Genomic DNA, 18,977 nt, shown 5'->3' on the forward strand with positions numbered 1-18,977 from the left:
TTGGGATCACCGTGGCACGGCTCCCACCAGCGCGGCAGTGTCCTTGGTCCCGCCGACCACGGCCGTCCGGCACCGCCCGCCGGGGTCCGGCCGGAGCACGGCCGCTAGGGCAGCCGGCCGCAGCCTGGCCGTCAGGGCAGCCGGCGCAGCGCGGCGTGCGCCATCAGGTGGAAGGCCTGTGCCTCGCCGGAGGTGCCCGGCGCGCTGAACTCCGGTGCCCCGCAGACCTCGGTGACCAGCCCCCGTTCGTCGACCAGCCGGTCGGCGGCGGCCACGAGGTCCCGGCCGGTGTCGGCGTACGAGGGCGGCAACCAGCCGTCGGCGACCCCGGTCAGCATCGCGTACGCGAGCATCTGCGCCACGTTCGCCTCGCGGAACGTCGCCGGATCGTCCAACACGTCCCGGAAGAGCCCATCCTCGCCCCGGTACGCCAGGCAGGCGTCGATCACCTCGCGGGCGTGCCCGGCGAGTTCGTCGCGGACGTCCGGCGGCCACTGGGCCGACAACCGCAGCGCCCGGGCGATCGCGGCGACCACCCAGCCGTTGCCGGTGCCCCAGTGCTGCGGATGGGTCAGTCGGCCCCGCTCGTCGTCCCACCGGGCGGCGTAGAGCCCGCTTTCCGGTTCGTGGAGCCGCACGCGATGCCCGCGCACCTGTTCGACGGCCAACCTCGGATGCCCGGTCAGCGCCAGCAGCGGCACCACCATGTACACCGTGTCGGCCCATACCTCCCGGCCGCCGAGGAGGTGGTACAGCGTGCCGTCGCCGGCCCGGGGCGCCCCGACGAGCAGCCAACGCAGCTGCGCCTCCAGGGCCACGGCGAAGCGACGCTCGCCGGTGACCGCCGCCGCGTGCCGTACCGCCTCGCCGCAGGCGGCCCCGTTGACCACGCCCGTCTCGCCGCCGGCATCGCCGAGCCGTCCGTCCCGGTGCTGCCGGGTGACCGCCGCGTCGGCCAGCAGCACCGCCAGGTCATGGCGGCCCAGGTCGAGTGCCGCCTGCGCGGCGACGCCCTGCTCCCACGACTGTCGCTGCATGGCCAGCAACGCCGTCAGCACCCGATCCGTCCCACCGCTGCCGTTCACCGGCGTGCTCACGCTGCCGACCGCCCCGAGACGGCCGTGCCGCTCGGGCCGGGCGTGCCGTCTGTCGCCGCTGCGGGCTGCACCACCTGCTCCGGGGTTCCCGCACCCGCGGGGGGCGCCGGCCGGAGCCGGGCCAGGGCCCGGTCGACGCCGACGAACGCCAGGCCGAGCAGCCAGAACGAGAGAGCGAGGATGGCCGAGACGATCCCCACACCGCCGTAGCCGATCTCCCCGACCTCCAGGAACGGGTACGGATAGTGCCGCACCACCAGCCCGCGTACCAGCGCGAAGCCGAGGTAGCCCAGCGGGAAGGCGAGCCACCAGAGCGCGTACCGCGGGCGTAGCCGGCCGCGCCGGTCCAACAGCACCCAGTCGGCGAGGGCGAGCAGTGGCACCACGGTGTGCAGGAACTGGTTGCCCAGCGCCTCGCCGAGGGCCCGGTCGGGCTCCGGCATGGCGAACGGGCTGGCCGGGTTGGCCAGCACCAGGTGGTACACCACCGCGGTGATGGTGATGTAGAGGGTCACGGCAGCCGCCGCCGGTCGACGCCGCAGACTCATCGCGGCACGTTACCAACCGGTCGCCCCCGCGGTCACCGTCCGACGGTCGCCGATCCGTCCGCCCGCGATGCCCCGCCGCGCTCCGGCTGGCGCCCGCGTCCGGCCCGCCAGGCCGGATCAGCCGTGCCGGGACACCCCTTCCGGATGCATCCCGGTCGCCTCCTCCAGCGCGTTGTCCGGTAGGTCCTCACCGGCCACGTCGTCCGGGAAGGTACGCCGCGACGGCGCCGGGTCCGGTGGCGCGCCCGGCCCGGCCGCCGGCGTACCGGTCGGCTCCACCGACCCGAATCCGTGCCGGCCGGCGGGCCGGTCCGCGTCGCGGTCCGTCGGTTCGCCCGCTCGCCGCTCACCGCGCCGTCCCTCGGGCACGGCGGTCTCCTCGCTGCCCTCGTCCATCGGCGAGTCCGTACCGGCTCCCCACGGCGGATCGGCGTCGAAGCCGTCCGTGGTGCCCCAGGGCGCGACGCCCTCCGGCCCCCGGTCCTGCCTGTCCCTGTCGGTCATGGCCACCTCGCTGGTCGGTGCGCCGGCGTCGGTGCCGGCCGGCGACTGCGGTCCTGCCGTCGGCGGTCAGCGGCCGGACATCGCCATCTGCCGCCGGACCGCCTTCACCGCCGCGATCCGGCCGGCGTTGCGGCCCATCGCCCGGCCCCCGCTCATCATGCCCATCGCGCGGCCCCCGGCCATCATGCCGTTCGCCCGGCCGAGCATGCCGCGCAACATCTGCCCCGGCTTCTGCTGCTCGCCCATGTACGCGGTGACCACGATCAGCGCGCCGGTCAGCGCCGGGATCGCCCATTGCAGCATCTTCAGCTTGCGCTGGTTGGCCGCCACGCTCGCCGGCGTCTGCTGGTTCGGTTCGGTGACGCCCTGCACGGAGGGCGCACCGGAGCGCGCCAGCCGCATGCCGAGCAGCCGGCTGTAGCCGGTCGCCGCCAGGGCGCTGACGGTCAGCGCGGTCTTCAGCGTGCTGGCCCGCCCCACGCCCGCCTGGGCGGCCATCCGTGGGCTCTCGGTCACCAGCTCACCGACCGCCCCGGCGAGGTGGGCGCCGATCGCCGCCGCGTTGACCGGGGTCCACCGGGCCCAGCCCGCCGACGCGATCGGCAGCCGCTGGGTCGAGTCGTCGATCCGGGCCGCGGCGCCGTTGACGCCGAAGGCCCCCATCAGGGACCCGCCGAACCAGGCCGCCAGTCCCAGGTCGTGCATCGAGCGCAGTGTGGTGTGTGTGTCCGACATTCGGTCCCCTTCCGCCGTCTCGGGCGCAGCGGCTTACCCACGTCCCCGAGGACTAATCCCCGGCCCGCGGGTGACCATGGACGGCGGCGCGGCACCGGGCCGCCCAGAACCGGAAGCCGCTCAGAACGGGAAGGCGCGCGGACTGTCCCTGGTGGTCAGCCACTGGGTCTCGGTGAAGTCGTCGGCGGCGAAGCCGATCCCGAACCGCCCCCAGCCGCTCTCCTTGACCCCACCGAACGGCATCTGCGGCTCGTCGTTCACCGGCTGGTCGTTGACGTGGACGATGCCGGCCTCCAGCCGCCGGGCGATGGCGACGCCACGCTGCGGGTCGCCGGTCAGCACCGCGGCGGTGAGCCCGAAGCGCGACTGGTTCGCCCGGCGCACGGCCTCGTCCGCGTCGGCGACGATCTCAAGCACGACCACCGGGCCGAACGTCTCGTCGAAGGCCAGTTCCGCGTCCGCCGGCACCTCGGTCAGCACGGTCGCCGGATAGCAGGGCGGCACCGGGGCGCCACCGGCGAGCACCCGGGCGCCGGCCGCGACGGCCTCCTCGACGCGACGGGTCAGCAGCGACAGCGACCACTTGTTGATGACCGGCCCGATCACCGTCGCCGGGTCCGCCGGGTCGCCGGTCGGCAGCGTGGCGACCTTGGCGGCGAAGCGCGCGACGAACGGCTCGGCGATCCGGTCCTCCACGTAGATGCGCCGCGCGCACATGCAGACCTGGCCCTGATGGACGAACGCGCCGTAGGTGGCCGCGTCCACCGCGTGGTCGAGGTCGGCGTCGGCCAGCACGATCAGCGGGTTCTGCCCGCTGAGTTGCAGCACGACGCGCTTGAGATGGCGACCGGCCTGCTCGGCGAGGCGCCGGCCGGTGACGGTCGAGCCGGTGAAGTTGATCCGCCGTACCCGCGGGTCGGCGATGAGTTCCGCGCCGATCGCCCCGGCGTCGCCGGGCGCGTGGGTGACCACGTTGAGCGCGCCCGCGGGGAGCCCGGCCTCGGCGAAGATCTCCGCCCAGATCGTGCCGCCGCTGGTCGGCGACTCCTCGGAGGGCTTCAGCACCACGGTGTTGCCCAGCGCCAGCGGGCCGACGATGGCTCGGCCGCCGAGCACCAGCGAGGAGTTCCACGGCGCTATCGCGCCGACCACCCCCACCGGTCGCCGCACCGCGACCGCCGTCGTCCCCGCGACGTCCGAGGGAAGGATCTGCCCTGTCGACTGGTACGGCAGCGCGGCCGCCTGCCGCAGCAGGGAGAGGCTGAAGTCGAGCTGGACGTTGGCGAAGTGGTGCCCGCAGCCGGTCTCGGCGGTGAGCAGCGCCCGGACCTCCTCCCGCCGGCGGGCGAGGATCTCCGCCGCGCGGAGGAAGACCGCCTGCCGCTGGCCCGGGAGGCTGCCGGCCCAGCCGGGGAACGCCTCGTGGGCGGCGTCGATCGCCCGCCGGGCGTCCTCGGCGTCACCGGCGGCGACGGTGGCGAGTACCGCGCCGGACCACGGGTCGTGGTTGGGGTACTCGCCACCGTTGGCCGCGTCGGTCCACCGGCCGCCGATGAAGTGCCTGACCAGGTTCACGGCCGCAGATGGTAGCCGACGGGCAGCAGCCGGACCCGGTCGTCGACCAGGCTCCACAGCCCACGGGGGAGGAAGAGCGCGAAGGCGACCGCGACGAGCCCGAGCCCGATCAGATACCAGGCGCCGAGGTCGGCGAACCAGTACTGGACGGCGAAGAACAGGACGGCCCCGACGATCGGGCCTTCGAAGGTGCCGATCCCGCCGACCAGCACCATGAAGATCATGTATGCCGACCAGTGCACTCCGAAGATGGACTGAGGCTGGATGAAGAGGGTGTTGGCGAGGATCAACGCGCCCGCCGCCCCGCACCCGAAGCCGGCGAGCACGAAGAGCAGGAACTTCACGGGAGCGACCCGCACCCCCAGCGACGCGGCTGCCTCCGGGTCGTCGCGGATCGCCTGTAGGGCCACGCCGGTACGCAGGCGCAACAGCAGGAACACCAGCACCAGCAGGAGCACCGCGACGGTGAGCGCCAGCCAGTAGGTGAGCGCTCGGCGCACCGCGGGGGCGTAGACGTTGAGCCCGCGCAGCGAGATGCCGGTGCCGCCGCCGAGCGTCTCGTCGAGCACCACGATCAGCGCGATGGTCTCGGCGACGACCCAGGTGCCGACCGCGAACTGGCCGCCCCGCAGGCGCAGCACGAGCGGCGCGAGGAGGGCGGCGAGCGCGGCGCAGGCGAGCGCCGCGAGCACCATCGCCAGGTACGGCGGGACCTCCCGCTGGGTCAGGTAGATCGTGCCGTACGCGCCGAAGCCGATGAACGTCTGCTGCCCGACGGAGACCATCCCGCCGTACCCCGCGAGGGCGTTCCACATCACCGCGAGCATCACGAAGATGAGCAGGCTGGTGAGCTGCGCGACGACGTTGGCGGTGAGCACCTGCGGGACGGCGAAGAACGCGACGAGGAGCGCGATCAGCATGGCCCCACCCCAGCGTCCGGTCGCGCCGGTCCGCGAGATGGTCCACGGCCGGGTTTCCCGGGCAGCGGCTGTCGCGGTGGTGCTCACGCCGACCTCCTGCGTGCGACGATCGACCGGCCTCTCGGGCTGGCCAGGATGGCGAGGAAGACGAGGTGCCCGGCGAGCACCGAATACTGCGGGTCGATCGTCGCGCCCACCGTCTGCGCGACGCCGAGCACGATCCCGCCGACGAGGGTGCCCCAGAGCGAGCCGATGCCGCCGATGACGACCGCCTCGAACGCGAAGATGAGCTGCGTCGGCCCGCTCGACGGGTCGAACGTCGAGTGGATGGCGAGGAACGTGCCGGCCACCGCGGCGGTGCCGACGGCGATCGCGGTGGCTCTGGCATAGACCGTGGCGGCCGGCACGCCGACCAGCGTGGCGGTGTCCGGATCCTGGGCCACCGCCCGCAACTCGCGCCCGGCGCCGGTGCGTCGCAGCAGCGCCTGCAACCCGCCGAGGACCGCGACGGCGGTCGCGAGGATCAGCACCCCCAGATAGGGGATCGCGAGCGGGCCGACCTGCCAACTCCCGGTGGCGAGCAGGCCGGTGGCGCCGCCGAGCGACCGCACGTCCGGGGAGAAGACCTGTAGCAGGGCATTCTGTAGGACGATCGCCAGGCCGAACGTGGTGAGCAGCGGGGTCAGCTCGCCCGAGCGGAGGCTGCGGGCGAGCACCGATCTTTGCAGGAAGTAGCCGAGCAGCAGCATGACCGGCAGGGCCGGGACCAGCGCCACGAACGGCGACAGGTTGAGCGAGGTGGCGATCCACCAGACCAGGAAGGCGCCGAGCACGGCGAGGTCGCCGTGCGCGAGGTTGATGATCCGCATGACGCCGAAGAGCAGCGAGAGGCCGCAGGCGAAGAGCGCGTAGACGCCGCCGAGGAAGAAACCCTGGACGACCGCGTTGACCCAGTTCACGAAACCCCACCTCCGCGGGTGCTGTCGGCGGCGGCCCCGCCGGTGGTGCGGGAAAGCCCGAAGTACGCCTCCGTCACCTGCTCGCGGGTCACGTCGGCGGTCGGGGCGTCGAGCACGATCCGGCCCTCCAGGAGGCAGACCACCCGCCCCGCGACCGACATCGCGCGCTGGAGATCCTGCTCGACCAGGATCAGCGTCGCCCCGCTGCGGAGCACGGTGGCAAGTGACGCGTAGACGGTCTCCACGGCCACCGGCGACAGACCCAGCGACACCTCGTCGACCAGGAGCAGGCGCGGATTCGTCAGCAGCGCCCGGGCGATCGAGACCGCCTGCTGCTGGCCGCCGGAGAGCGCGGCGGCGCGCCGGCCGCGCAACTCGGCGAGCATCGGAAAGGCGGCGAGGATTGTGTCGAGCCGCCACGGCCCGGGCCGGGCGCGCCGGGCCGCGACGAGCAGGTTCTCCTCGACGGTGAGGTCGGGGAAGAGTCGCCGGCCCTCCGGGACGAGCGCGATCCCGTCGGCGACCCGCTGGTGGGCCGGGCGGGTGGTGACGTCGTCGGCTCCGAAGTGGATGGCGCCGGCCGCGCTCGGGTGCGCGCCGGCGATCGTGCGCAGCAGCGTCGACTTGCCCGCGCCGTTCGCCCCGACCAGCGCGACCACCTCGCCGTCGTCGACCGTGAGCGAGACCTCCCGTACCGCCGTCAACAGCCCGTGCCGGGCGGTGAGCGACTCGACCCGCAGCGCCTTCGGCCCGTCGCCACGCGCGCTCATCGGTGGGCCTGCCCCAGGTAGGCGTCGATGACGGTGGCATCGCGCAACACCGTGGCGGGTTCGCCGTCGGCGATCACCCGGCCGGCGTCCATGCAGACCAGGCGCTCGATCACCTGGACCAGGACGTGGACGATGTGCTCGATCCAGACGATCGCGATCCCGCGCTCCCTGAGCCGGCTGATCGTGTCGATCAGCTCGGCGGCCTCCGCGTCGGTGAGGCCGCCGCCGATCTCGTCGAGCAGCAGCACCCGGGGGTCGGTCGCCACCGACCGGGCCAGCTCCAGCCGCTTGCGGTGCAGGAGGCCGAGCGTCTCGGCCCGCCGGTTCGCGAGTTCGCGCAGCCCGCAGAGTTCGAGAACCTCGACCGCGCGGGCGTACGCGGCGCGGCGGGCGAGGCCGGCGCCGTAGGTGGCGCCGACCAGCACGTTCTCCAGCACCGTCAGCCCGCCGAACGGCCGGGGCACCTGGTATGCGCGGCCGATCCCCAGCCGGCAACGGGCCTCGGGACGCAGCCGGGTCACGTCGCGGCCGTCGATCCGCACGGTGCCGCCGAGCGGCTTGATCCCGCCCGCGAGCACCCCGAGGAGCGTCGTCTTGCCAGCGCCGTTGGGGCCGACGATGCCGACCGCCTCACCGGGGGCCACCGCGAAGTCGACCGCGTCGAGGACCACCAGGTCGCCGTACCGCTTGACCAGGCCGGCGCCGGCCAGCACGGGAGCGGCTGTCATGAGCCCAGCGGGTAGGGCCGGAGCGTGCTCGCCACCGGCACGTTGGGGTCCGACGAGTTCTCGCAGATCACGAAGTCGAGCTGGTACGGGCTGCCGGCCGGCGAGGGCCGCCACTGCCCACCGAGGATCGGGGTGGCGACCACGTTGGCGTTCGGACCCTTGCCCCACTCCAGCCGGCCGATCGGCGTGTCCACGCCGAGCGTGCCGATCGTGGTCGCCAGCGCCTCCCGGTTCGTCGGGTCCGGCGCGGCCTGGAAGGCGGCTGCGGCCGCGTCGAAGAGCGCGAGGCTGGGTCCGAGCTGCTGGGTCCACTGCTTGCCGGCGGCGGCCTGGTAGCCGGTGGCGAGGTCCGCCGACGAGACCTTCGTCAGCGACGAGGTGTACGGGTAGGTCGGCGTCCAGTAGGCGGCGCTACAGAGCCCGACTCCGATGTCACCGACCGCCTCGACCTGGGACGGGAAGAGACCGGTCTTGGCGAGCTGCGCGATCTTGGGCCGGAACCCCTGCTGGGCGGCCTGCCGCCAGAAGGTGGCGAAGTCCGAGGGGATCGGGAAGGTGTTGAAGATTTCGCAGCTCTCGCGCTTGAAGAGGGCGATCTGGGAGCTGTAGTCGTTGGTGCCGTTGGTGTAGGCGCCCGGGTCGACGATGGTGAACCCGGCCTTCTCCAGCAGCGGGCCGAGCGAGTTGCGGATCGCGTTGCCGTCGGAGTCGTTCGGCCACATCACGCCGACCTTGCGGTTCGTCGCGACCTGCGGCCACAGCGTCGAGTACGCGCTGGCGAACTGCTCGACCCCGAAGCAGAAGTGGTACGTGTACTTGTAGGCGGCCTGCTCGTCCGGCTTCGCGCCCCGCCCGAAATACCACGCCTGCCAGGGCACGACGGTCGAGATGCACGGCACGCCGGCCGCCTCGCAGGCGTCGGAGACCGGGTTGACCGTCTCGGGCGTCGAGGTGGTCAGCATGAGGTTCACGCCGTCGGCGTTGATGAGGTCGTTGGCGACCTGCGCGGAGCGCTGCGGGTTGGACTGGCTGTCCTTCTCGATGATCTCGACGGTGTACTTCGTGCCGCCGACCGTGATGCCGGCGGCGAACGCCTTGCGGGCGAGGTCGAGCACGTACGCGTCGGGTTCGCCGAAGCTGGCGGCCGGGCCGCTTCGGGGGCTGACGAAACCGATCTTCAGGGTCGACGAGCCGCCGGCGGTGGACTCACTGTCTCCCGCACCGATCTCGCAACCGGCGAGTGGGGCGGCGATGGCGGCACCGGTGATGCCGAGTCCAGCGGTCCGGAGCAGTTGGCGGCGGTCGAGACGAAGGGGTCGAGCGGGCTTGGGGGTGGGGGTGGTTGCCATGTCGCCTCCAGGGGCGGGTAGCCGAGGTGCAGGGACCGTACGAAGGGGTGTACCGGAAGTCAACACGGCGTTCGATTATTTGAAACAGTGCGCGTTACCATGCGGCATGACCCGCGAACCTGACATGGCCCCACCCGTGAAGCCGGCGGCGTCCCCCGCCGGCCCGGCGCAACCGGCGTTCTCCCAGTCGCTTGAGCGCGGGCTCCAGATCCTCTCCTCGTTCAGCGAGGTCAGCCCGATGCTCGGCATCGCCGACCTGGCCCGTGCGGTCGGCCTCAACAAGAGCACCACGCACCGGTACGTCGCGACCCTGGCCAAGCTCGGATACGTCCAGCAGGACCCGGAGTCGAAGAAGTACTCCCTCGGGCCGCGGGTGATCGACCTCGGCTTCGCCGCGATCAACTCGATGGAGATCACCCGGGTGGCCGGCGGGCTGCTACAGGCGCTCTCCGACGAGACCGGCTACACGGTGAGCATGGCGGTGCTCGACGGACCCGACATCGTCTACATCGACCGCCGACGCAGCGGCCGGGCCAGCAACTTCGCGATGGCGCTGAACCTCAACGTCGGCTCCCGCCTGCCGGCCTACTGCACCTCGATGGGGAAGGCGTTGCTCGCCTTCAAGGAGCCGGCCGAGCTGCGTACCCTCCTCGATCGCACCGACCTGGCCCGGCGCGGGCCCAAGACGATCACCGCACGGGAGCAGCTCACCGCCGGCCTGGCCCGGGTACGCCACACCGGCATCGCGGTCAACGACGAGGAACTCGCCGCCGGCCTGCGCTCGGTGGCCGCGCCGGTGCGCGACCGCGCCGGACGGGTGGTGGCCGCCGTCAACATCGCGATCCACCTGACCGTCTGGAACGCGTCGGTGGAGTCGGTGGTGAGCCGCCTGGAGGGACCGCTGCGCAACACCGTCACCGAGATCTCCAGCCGGTTGGGCTTCCGCTCCGGCCGGTGAGATGGTGTTCGAGCAATCGAAACGCCATCTCGCTGTCCGCAACGTCAGTCGCGAGGCTCAGCCGATGCGCTCGGCCAACGAGACGATGATCCAGGCTCCAAGATCGCGCCCGATACCGGATCGAGTGGCTATTTCTGCGCTTCGATGCCACTCGATCATGGATCGAGCGCGATTCTGCAGGTGGTCGAGCGATCGTTTCGTGTTGGCGACCGGCGGGATCGGCGTGCTACCGGCCGGACCTGGTGGGGAGCGTGGCAGCGAAGGTGGCGACTCGGGCGGCCAGCGGTTCGGCTGCGCGTACCCAGGTGAAGTGGTCCAGGGTGGCGCCGGGCGGCGCGGGATGGCGCTCGCGCACGACGGGGGCCGCGGTGAGCTTGGCGCAGAGCCGGTCCAGGGTGGGGTGCGGGGTGTACTGGTCACCGTCGACGCTGACCGCCAGCACCGGGGTGCGGATCCGGCCCACGGCGGCCTCGGCGTCCACCCCGTCGAGGTGTGGGAAACGGCCGGTCCGGGCGGTGTGCGCCCAGTCGCGGATCACCCCGCGGGCCTGCCGGCCGCCGAACCCCCACCCGGGCCAGACGCCGAGCAGCCGGGTGGTGGCGGCGATGCCCTGGGTGTACGGCAGCACGCCGTAGCGCCGCGGGCCGGCGAAGTCGCGCCAGTACGGGATGCCGACCGCCACCAGCGCCAGCCCGTCCACCTCCTGCTCGCCGTGCAGCGCCAGGTGCAGCACGGCCGCCTGCCCGCCGAGGGAGTGCCCCAGCAGGAGGGTTCGCCGCCCGGCCAGGCGGGCCGTCAACGCGCTCCGCACGGCCCCGATGTCGGCGGCCAGTTCGGCGTAGCCGTACCGGCAGGCCCGGCTGGGTCGGGGTGTGCTCTCGCCGGTGCCGCGCAGGTCGGCCACGACCACGGCCAGCCCGGCGTCGCGCAGCGCGGCGGCGAGCGGCCGGTAGTAGCGGGCCCGGACGCCCATCGCCGGCACGACCAGCACCACCGGGGCCTCCGTCCCGCCCTCGGGCTCGGGGTAGACCTGGATGCCGAGGCGGGCCCCGTCGACCTGGACGAACTCCTGTGCGTATGCCGGCGTCGCGCTCACGACGCCAGGCTACCGGCCAGTAGCCACGGGGTGTGGGGTGGCCCCGGCGCGGGTGGTGGACGCGCCGGGGCCGGACCCCGCTCAGGAGACGGCGATCGTGCCGTCGGAGCCGCGCAGGCAGGCGACCGAGCGGGCTGCGGCGCCGGCCGCGCCGGCGAGGCACCGCCCGAGCACCTCGTGCCCGGCCGCGTTCGGGTGCCACGACTCCTGGCAGCTCTGGAAGTAGGTCACGCAGGTGTTCGCGATCCGCTGGATGGCGATCTTGTCCTTGCCGGCGAGGCTGGTCACGAAGGTGCCGTTGGGCGGGTTGTCCATCAGCCGGATCGGGGTGGCCAGGGTGCCGGTCGGGCTGTTCGGCCGCTCGCAGAGCCGGGCCCCGTCGAAGGCCCGCTGGACGTCGAGGTAGACCAGGTCGGCGCCGGGGAACTCGGCGGCGAGGGTGTCCCGGGTGGCGCGCACGATGCTGCCGAGACCCTGCGAGAACCGGTGGCCGGGAGCGAGGCTGGCCCGGTGGATCGGGCAGCCGGCCGCGTACCGCTCGGCGCCGAGGGCGCGGAACTTGTCCCGGGTGTCGTCGCGGCCGTCCTCGGAGTGGAACGCCGGGTCGAGTTCGAGCGGCAGCGGGTTGGTGTAGTCCTGGAGCACCACCCGGTGCTGGCCGTCGGCGTCCACCTCGCGCAGGGCGGCCAGGATCTGGCGTACGGCCGCGGTGGTTTCGGCGGTCGCGGCGGCGACCTGGGCGGCGGTGGCCAGGTCGGCGTCCGTGCACGGCTTCTGCTCCACCGGCCCGTTGAGGTACGCCCAGAACTCCCACCAGCCCGTCCAGGCGTCGGCGATGAACCGGTTGGCGCACTTCTCGGCGACCCCGCCGAAGGTGAACGAGCTGTTGTTGGAGCCGAGGCCGATCAGCACCAGGTCGATGTCGTGGGTCCGGGCGACCGCGCGGAGCTGGTCGAGCTGGGCGGCCACCTGCCGCCCGCCGGTCCGGGCCGACGAGGCGGCGGTCACGTCGCGCGGCTGGCCGCCGGAGCAGGCCAGGTTGAACCGGTCCTGGATGCCGGGCAGCGCCGCCCGGTGCAGGGAAGCGTTGGCCGAGCGGTGGCAGAAGAAGGCGTTGCTGTTCGGTGCGGTCCAGCCCGGGAAGCCCTGCGCGACGCCGGCCGCGTCGACCACCGGCTGGTACGCCCCGGCGCCCTCGCCGCTGACGAAGCTGTCGCCGAGGGCGATCGCCGCGGTGGGCATCGCCGCCGTGGCGGGGGCGGATGCGGTGACGGTGGCGGAAACGGCCGACACGGCGATGACCAGGGCCATCGCGACGGTACGACGCAACGGGGACATGACATCCCATCCGTTCATAGAAATATGAAAGATCCTCTCGTATGGTGATGAGACCACGCGGGTGTGACGTACGTCAACAGCGGGAAACAGATGTGACACGTGGGGCGGGAGGCACCATGAGGCGCCCCCGGTACGGTGGGACGGCGGCCCGCCACCTGCCGGACCGGCGACGGCTTCGGGCATAAGGCCCCGGGCCGGGGCGTTGACCGCGACAGGTCCGCCAGCAGCGGCCCGCGGCGTGCCGCGCGGGTGTCCGCGTCGGCTTGTCGGGGCGTACGGCTACGCTCGCTGCGGCGTGCCCGCGCCGGGCCGACCGCCGACGGTGCGGGGGAGCACATCGCCGAGACCGGGAGTACGACCAGTTGACCGCAGAGCCTGAGACCCTGTACGGAGCCGACGACCTCACGCATCTTGAGGGGCTGGATGCCGTCCGCAAGCGGCCCGGCATGTACATCGGCTCCACCGACAGCCGTGGCGTGGGTCACCTCGTCAACGAGATCCTCGACAACTCCACCGACGAGGGCGTCGCCGGCCACGCGACAAAGGTCGAGGTGACGCTGCACGCCGACGGCTCGGTGCAGGTCGACGACGACGGCCGGGGCATCCCCACCGACGTGCACGCCCGCTCCGGCATCTCCGGCGTCGAGCTGGTGCTCACCCGCCTGCACGCCGGCGGCAAGTTCGGCGGCTCCGGCTACAAGACCTCCGGCGGCCTGCACGGCGTGGGCGCCTCCGCGGTCAACGCGCTGTCCCGCCGGTTCGACGTCACCGTCCGCCGGGGCGGCAAGGTGCACGCCATGTCGTTCCGGCACGGCGTGCCGGGCATCTTCGACGGCGACGGACCGGACGCCCCGTTCACCCCCGGCCCCGGGCTCCAGGTGGTCGGGGCCATGAAGCGCGGCCACCGCACCGGCACCTCGATCCGCTACTGGCACGACCACCGCTACTTCGAGACCGGCGCCGCGCTGGACCACGACGCCGTCCGCGCCAAGCTGCGCAACACCGCCTTCCTGGTGCCGGGCGTCAGCTACACGCTGCACGACCGCACCGGCGAGCAGCCGACCGAGGAGCGCTTCCACTACCCCAACGGGCTCACCGACATGGTCGAGTTCCTCGCCCCCGCGGGCGACCGCCCGGTCTCCGGCATCCTGCTGGTGACCGGCGAGGGGACGTACCGGGAGAACGCCGCCGACGCCAACGGCGTCATGCAGTCCAACGTGCAGCGGCGCGCCGAGGTCGAGGTGGCGTTCCGCTGGGGCACCGGCTACGAGCGCACCGTCGAGTGCTTCACCAACACCATCCGCAACGCGCACGGCGGCACCCACCGCAAGGGCTTCGAGCGGGCGTTGGCGCGCACCCTCGCCGACGCCGTCCGCAACACCCGCGGCCTGCTCAAGGCCAAGGAGGACGCTCCCACCCTGGATGACGTCCTGGAGGGGATGACCGCGGTGGTGCACGTACGCGTGCCCGAGCCGCAGTTCACCTCGCAGACCAAGGACGAGCTCTCCACCGCCGGCCTGACCAAGGTGGTGCAGGGCCTGGTCGAGCAGCACGTCAAGTCCTGGCTGGACGACCGGAAGACGAAGACCGAGGCCCGCACGGTCCTCCAGAAGATCGTCGACGCGGCCCGGGTGCGCCTCACCCAGAAGCAGCAGAAGGACGCGGCCCGGCGCAAGACCGCCCTGGAGGGCGCGGCCATGCCGCCCAAGCTGGTCGACTGCCGCGCGACCGGAGTGGACCGCAGCGAGTTGTTCATCGTCGAAGGAGACAGCGCCCTCGGGTGCTTCACCGGCGATACCATGGTCGCGCTGGCCTCCGGGGTGAGCCGCTCGTTCGCCGACCTCGCCGATGACTGGCAGCGGGGGGTCACCCACTTCGGCTACACCACCAACAAGGCTGGCCGCGTCGTCGTCGCACCACTGGTCGAGCCGCGACTCACCAAGCGAGATGCATCGTTGATCCGGGTGACTCTCGACAACGGCGAGTCGGTCAGATGCACCCCGGACCACCTCTTCCGGCTACGCGACGGCTCCTACCGCCGTGCCGATGCCCTTACGCCCGGCGATTCCCTCATGCCGCTCTACCGCAGCCTTTCCAGCAAGGCCGCCGGTCAGAAGCTTCAGGGGTACGAACGGGTCTGGATGAACGACAAGGAAGAGTGGGTGTACACCCACTACCTCGCCGATGCGTGGAACCTGCGACACGGCAGGGACAGCGCGGCCAACGGCAACGTGCGGCACCACATCGACATCGACAAGCGCAACAACGACCCGCGCAATATCCAGCGGATGACCTGGGTCGATCACTCGGCGTTGCACGCTGCGATGATGGGGGAGCACGTCCACGCCGGTTGGCGGGAGTGGTTCGCAAACGGCGGACGAGAGTTCAAGTCTGCGATGCTCACCGCTCAGTGGCGCGATCCCGCCTTCCGCGAGGCATGCCTCGCCCGGCTGTTCGCGCTCAATGAGTCGCCTGCCTTCCGAGCCAAGCTGGAGAAGGCATTCCAGGACTGGTACAAGGCGCTCAGCGATGACGAGCGGCGGGCCTACGCCGACCGGATGCGGGAACGGCAGGCAGGCTACTGGTCGAACCCGGAGCACCGAGCCGCGGCCGCAGACAGGGTTCGGCGGTACTTCACCGATCCGGCCCGCCGCGAGGAATGGCGGGAACGTTCCGTGCGGCAGTGGCAGGACTCCGAGCTGCGTAGCTGGCGCTCGCGGAAGACGAGCGAGCAGTTTTCCGATCCAGCGGAGCGGAATCGGCAACGTAACGCGGTGTTGGCGTGGCATGAGGACAACCCAGAGTTCGGCGAGCGCCACTCCAGCCTCATGAAGCAGCGGTTGGCCGATCCGAGCAATGGTCATCTGGCCAAGGTGCAGGCTGGACGAGCACGTTACGTCGCAAATGTTCCGCGCGAGGCACGGGTGAGCCGCCAGCGGGACGGACGGCGACTCGCGGCGCTGCGGCGAATCGCACCGATGCTTGCGCTGGAAGACGGTGAACTCGCTGCGGCGTACGAAGCTGAGCGGTTGAGGTCGGCTCGCACCGGGTTGCGATTCGACCGGCTCCTCAATCTCTATGACGGCGACTACGCGCGGCTTCGTGAGGCTGCCGCGCTGGTCAACCACCAGGTGGTGGCTGTCGAGCCACTCGATGAGACGGCTGACGTTTATGACCTGACGGTGGAGGGTTACCACAACTTCGCGCTGGAAGCCGGGGTCTTCGTCCACAACAGCGCTCGGGTTGCCCGTACTGCGGAGTATCAGGCGCTTCTTCCGATTCGCGGCAAGATCCTCAACGTGCAGAAGGCCAACCTCCAGCAGGTGCTCGACAACGCCGAGTGCGCGGCGATCGTGCAGGTGCTCGGCGCCGGGTCGGGGCGCACCTTCGACCTCTCCGCGCTGCGGTACGGCCGGGTGCTCATCATGGCCGATGCCGACGTCGACGGCGCGCACATCCGGACGCTGCTGATCACGCTCTTCGCCCGGTACATGCGACCGCTGATCGAGGCGGGTCGGCTCTACGCCGCGATGCCACCCCTGCACAAGATCACGACGAAGGGGCGCAACCCGGAGACCGTCTACACCTACACGCAGGTGGAGATGGAGGCGACGGTGCGCAAGCTGGAGCAGGCCGGCCGGCAGATCGTCACCCCGATCCCACGGTTCAAGGGGCTCGGTGAGATGGACGCCGACGAGCTGTGGGAGACCACGATGAACCCGGCCACCCGGTCGGTCCGCCGGATCACCCTGCACGACGTCGACGCCGCCGAGCGGATCCTCGACCTGCTGATGGGGGAGAAGGTCGAGCCGCGCCGCAACTGGCTGATCGACTCCGCCGACCTCGTCGACCGGGACGCCATCGATGCCTGACCGTCGTTTCTTCCGGAAGGAAAGCTGAGCCATGGCACGCCGCAAGGAGACGAAGGCCGACCATTCCGCGTTCGACCGGGCCGGCGCGCGGGTCATCGACAACCCGCTGACCGCCGAGGTCTCCGACTCCTACCTGGAGTACGCCTTCTCGGTCATCCACTCCCGCGCCCTGCCCGACGCCCGCGACGGTCTCAAGCCGGTGCACCGGCGCATCCTCTGGTCGATGTACGAGCAGGGGCACCGCCCGGACCGGGCGCACGTGAAGTCGGCCCGGATCGTCGGCGACACGATGGGTAAGTACCACCCGCACGGCGACAGCGCGATCTACGACGCGATGGTCCGGATGGCGCAGGACTTCTCGCTGAACGTGCCACTCATCGACGGGCATGGAAATTTTGGATCTCCGGACGACGGACCGGCAGCGGCGCGTTACACCGAGGCCCGGATGTCGCGGGAGGCGATGCTGCTCGTCGGCGAGCTGGGCGAGGAGACGGTCGACGTCGAGCCCAACTACGACGGCTCGCTGACCCAGCCCATCGTGCTGCCGGCCGCCTTCCCCAACCTGCTGGTCAACGGCACCTCCGGGATCGCGGTCGGGATGGCGACCAACATGATCCCGCACAACCTGGGCGAGGTCGTCTCGGCGGCCCGCTGGCTGATCCGGCACCCGAACGCCACCCTCGACCGGCTGATGGAGTTCGTGCCCGGTCCCGACCTGCCCACCGGCGGACTGCTGCTCGGCCTCGACGAGGTGCGCCGGGCGTATGAGACCGGTCGTGGCGTGGTGCGGATGCGCGGCAAGGTGGAGATCGGCCCGCTGGAGGGCAGCCGTGGCCGGCAGGCGATCACCGTGGTCGAGCTGCCGTACGGGGTGGGCGCGGAGAAGGTGATCGCGGCCGTCACCAACGAGGTGAACAAGACCAAGCGGCTCACCGGGATCGCCGACGTCAAGGACCTCACCGACCGGGAGAACGGCACCCGCCTGGTCATCGAGTGCAAGGTCGGGGTCAACCCGCAGGCGCTGCTCGCCGACCTCTACCGGCTCACCCCGCTGGAGCAGTCGTTCGGCGTCAACAACCTGGTGTTGGTCGACGGCCAGCCGCGCACCCTCGGGCTCAAGGAGCTGCTGGAGGTCTTCCTGGCGCACCGCTACGAGGTGGTGACCCGGCGCAGCGCGTACCGCAAGCGCAGGCGGGAGGAGCGGCTGCACCTGGTCGACGGCCTGTTGATCGCCCTGCTCGACATCGACAAGGTGGTCAGGCTGATCCGGGCCAGCGAGGACGCGCAGGCCGCCAAGTCCGGCCTGATGCGGCAGTTCAAGCTCTCCGAGATCCAGGCGACCTACATCCTGGACACTCCGTTGCGCCGGCTGACCCGGTACGACCGGCTGGAGCTGGAGGCGGAGCAGGAGAAGCTGCGCGGCGAGATCGCCGAGCTGTCGACCATCCTGGACGACGAGGACGTGCTGAAGAAGGTCGTCTCCGACGAGTTGTCCGCCGTGGTCAAGCAGTTCGCCGCGCCCCGGCGGACCACCCTGGTCGACGGCGACCTCAAGGAGGTGCTCGCGGCCTCCGTGCCGGCCGGGCCGCTGGAGGTGGCCGACGACCCGTGTCAGGTGATCCTGTCGGCCACCGGGCTGGTCGCCCGCACCGCGGCCGAGTCGGAGGAGGCCGCCGAGGGGCGGCGTCGGCACGGTCGGGTCAAGCACGATGCGGTTCGCGCGGTGGTGCACTCCACCGCCCGGGGGCGGGTGCTGCTGGTGACCAGTGCGGGCCGCGCGTTCAAGGTGGACGTGCTGCCGCTGCCGGTGCTGCCCGAGCAGGCCGGCACGGTGTCGCTGCGCGGCGGGATGTCCGCCGCGGAGCTGGTGCCGCTGGAGCCGGGGGAGACGGTCGTCGGCCTGGCGCCGCTCGGCCCGAACGCCGAGGGTTCGCCTGGGCTGGCGCTGGGCACCCGGCAGGGCGTGGTGAAGGTCTGCGCCCCTGACTGGCCGGTGCGCTCCGACGAGTTCGAGGTGATCGGGCTGCGCGAGGGCGACGAGGTGCTCGGGGCGACCTGGCTGACCGGTGCGGCCGAGTCGTTGACCTTCCTCACCAGCGCGGCGTCGCTGCTGCGCTTTCCGGCCGGAACGGTCCGGCCGCAGGGGCTCAAGGGCGGTGGCATGGCGGGGATCGCCCTGCCGGAGGGCGCGCAGGTGGTCTTCTTCGGCGCGATCCGCACCGACGACCCGGAGCACGGCGACCCGATGGTGGTCACCTCGACGGGTGCGACGGTGAAGGTGACGCCGCTGGCGGCGTACCCGGCGAAGGGGCGGGCGACCGGCGGGGTGCGGGCCCAGCGGTTCCTCAAGGGTGAGACCGACGTGGTCGTCGCCTGGGTCGGTCCGCGTCCGGTCGGCTCCACCGCGACCGGCGAGCCGGTCGAGTTGCCCGCCGCCGACCCGCGCCGTGACGGCTCGGGCTTCGCCGTCATGCTCGGCCCCAGCGTCGTCGGCCACCAGATCGAACGCGGCTAGCCGGCGGAGATCC

General features: G+C 72.0%; 14 protein-coding genes and 3 pseudogenes. 5 read left to right on the plus strand and 12 right to left on the minus strand.

Annotated features, from left to right (window positions below; all coding sequences use genetic code 11):
- Nucleotides 1-131: 131 nt before the first annotated feature.
- The 10 genes from ACQPYA_RS09890 to ACQPYA_RS09935 all read right to left on the minus strand — a co-directional run bounded on the left by ACQPYA_RS09890 (nt 132) and on the right by ACQPYA_RS09935 (nt 9,185).
- On the minus strand, nt 132-1,097 hold the full coding sequence (locus ACQPYA_RS09890) for a glycoside hydrolase family 88 protein (RefSeq protein WP_433532313.1): 966 nt from the start codon (nt 1,095-1,097) through the stop codon (nt 132-134).
- On the minus strand, nt 1,094-1,645 hold the full coding sequence (locus ACQPYA_RS09895; RefSeq protein WP_433532314.1) for a Pr6Pr family membrane protein: 552 nt from the start codon (nt 1,643-1,645) through the stop codon (nt 1,094-1,096). Before ACQPYA_RS09895 ends, ACQPYA_RS09890 begins: the two co-directional genes overlap by 4 nt.
- A gap of 117 nt (nt 1,646-1,762) precedes the next feature.
- The gene (locus ACQPYA_RS09900; RefSeq protein WP_433532315.1) at nt 1,763-2,149 is read right to left on the minus strand and encodes a hypothetical protein; all 387 of its coding nucleotides are present in this window, start codon (nt 2,147-2,149) and stop codon (nt 1,763-1,765) included.
- Between the two features lie 66 nt (nt 2,150-2,215).
- Nucleotides 2,216-2,884: a hypothetical protein gene (locus ACQPYA_RS09905; protein WP_433532316.1), complete on the minus strand. Its 669-nt coding sequence runs from the start codon at nt 2,882-2,884 to the stop codon at nt 2,216-2,218.
- A 120-nt stretch (nt 2,885-3,004) separates the two neighbouring features.
- Nucleotides 3,005-4,459 (minus strand): aldehyde dehydrogenase family protein, encoded by a 1,455-nt coding sequence (locus ACQPYA_RS09910; RefSeq protein ID WP_433532317.1) that lies wholly within the window; start codon nt 4,457-4,459, stop codon nt 3,005-3,007.
- On the minus strand, nt 4,456-5,466 hold the full coding sequence (locus tag ACQPYA_RS09915) for a branched-chain amino acid ABC transporter permease (protein WP_433532318.1): 1,011 nt from the start codon (nt 5,464-5,466) through the stop codon (nt 4,456-4,458). Before ACQPYA_RS09915 ends, ACQPYA_RS09910 begins: the two co-directional genes overlap by 4 nt.
- Nucleotides 5,463-6,338 (minus strand): branched-chain amino acid ABC transporter permease, encoded by an 876-nt coding sequence (locus tag ACQPYA_RS09920; protein ID WP_433532319.1) that lies wholly within the window; start codon nt 6,336-6,338, stop codon nt 5,463-5,465. The genes ACQPYA_RS09915 and ACQPYA_RS09920 overlap by 4 nt, the downstream gene beginning before the upstream one ends.
- Nucleotides 6,335-7,108, minus strand: a complete 774-nt coding sequence (locus ACQPYA_RS09925) for an ABC transporter ATP-binding protein (protein ID WP_433532320.1) — start codon at nt 7,106-7,108, stop codon at nt 6,335-6,337. The genes ACQPYA_RS09920 and ACQPYA_RS09925 overlap by 4 nt, the downstream gene beginning before the upstream one ends.
- A complete protein-coding gene (locus ACQPYA_RS09930; protein WP_433532321.1) occupies nt 7,105-7,836 on the minus strand; it encodes an ABC transporter ATP-binding protein in 732 nt (243 codons plus the stop codon). The genes ACQPYA_RS09925 and ACQPYA_RS09930 overlap by 4 nt, the downstream gene beginning before the upstream one ends.
- Complete coding sequence (locus ACQPYA_RS09935) at nt 7,833-9,185, minus strand: ABC transporter substrate-binding protein (RefSeq protein WP_433532322.1); 1,353 nt, start codon at nt 9,183-9,185, stop codon at nt 7,833-7,835. The genes ACQPYA_RS09930 and ACQPYA_RS09935 overlap by 4 nt, the downstream gene beginning before the upstream one ends.
- A 106-nt stretch (nt 9,186-9,291) precedes the next feature.
- On the opposite strand from ACQPYA_RS09935, the gene ACQPYA_RS09940 reads away from it, so the two are divergent.
- On the plus strand, nt 9,292-10,143 hold the full coding sequence (locus ACQPYA_RS09940; RefSeq protein WP_433532323.1) for an IclR family transcriptional regulator: 852 nt from the start codon (nt 9,292-9,294) through the stop codon (nt 10,141-10,143).
- A 226-nt stretch (nt 10,144-10,369) separates the two neighbouring features.
- Here ACQPYA_RS09940 and ACQPYA_RS09945 read toward each other — a convergent pair whose 3' ends face one another.
- Together ACQPYA_RS09945 and ACQPYA_RS09950 are read right to left on the minus strand one after the other, a co-directional pair.
- A complete protein-coding gene (locus ACQPYA_RS09945) occupies nt 10,370-11,239 on the minus strand; it encodes an alpha/beta hydrolase family protein (protein WP_433532324.1) in 870 nt (289 codons plus the stop codon).
- An 81-nt stretch (nt 11,240-11,320) separates the two neighbouring features.
- A complete protein-coding gene (locus tag ACQPYA_RS09950) occupies nt 11,321-12,577 on the minus strand; it encodes a hypothetical protein (RefSeq protein WP_433532325.1) in 1,257 nt (418 codons plus the stop codon).
- A 362-nt stretch (nt 12,578-12,939) separates the two neighbouring features.
- On the opposite strand from ACQPYA_RS09950, the pseudogene ACQPYA_RS09955 reads away from it, so the two are divergent.
- The 4 genes and pseudogenes from ACQPYA_RS09955 to ACQPYA_RS09970 all read left to right on the plus strand — a co-directional run.
- Nucleotides 12,940-14,358: pseudogene (locus ACQPYA_RS09955) on the plus strand (ATP-binding protein); the annotation flags it as partial.
- A pseudogene (locus tag ACQPYA_RS09960) lies at nt 14,332-15,804 on the plus strand (ATP-binding protein); the annotation flags it as partial. The pseudogenes ACQPYA_RS09955 and ACQPYA_RS09960, both read left to right, overlap by 27 nt.
- A 6-nt stretch (nt 15,805-15,810) precedes the next feature.
- A pseudogene (locus tag ACQPYA_RS09965) lies at nt 15,811-16,449 on the plus strand (toprim domain-containing protein); the annotation flags it as partial.
- A gap of 31 nt (nt 16,450-16,480) precedes the next feature.
- Nucleotides 16,481-18,964: a DNA gyrase/topoisomerase IV subunit A gene (locus tag ACQPYA_RS09970; RefSeq protein WP_433532326.1), complete on the plus strand. Its 2,484-nt coding sequence runs from the start codon at nt 16,481-16,483 to the stop codon at nt 18,962-18,964.
- Nucleotides 18,965-18,977: the final 13 nt, after the last annotated feature.

The organism is Micromonospora sp. CA-263727 (genome assembly GCF_050942455.1).
GTDB lineage: Bacteria > Actinomycetota > Actinomycetes > Mycobacteriales > Micromonosporaceae > Micromonospora.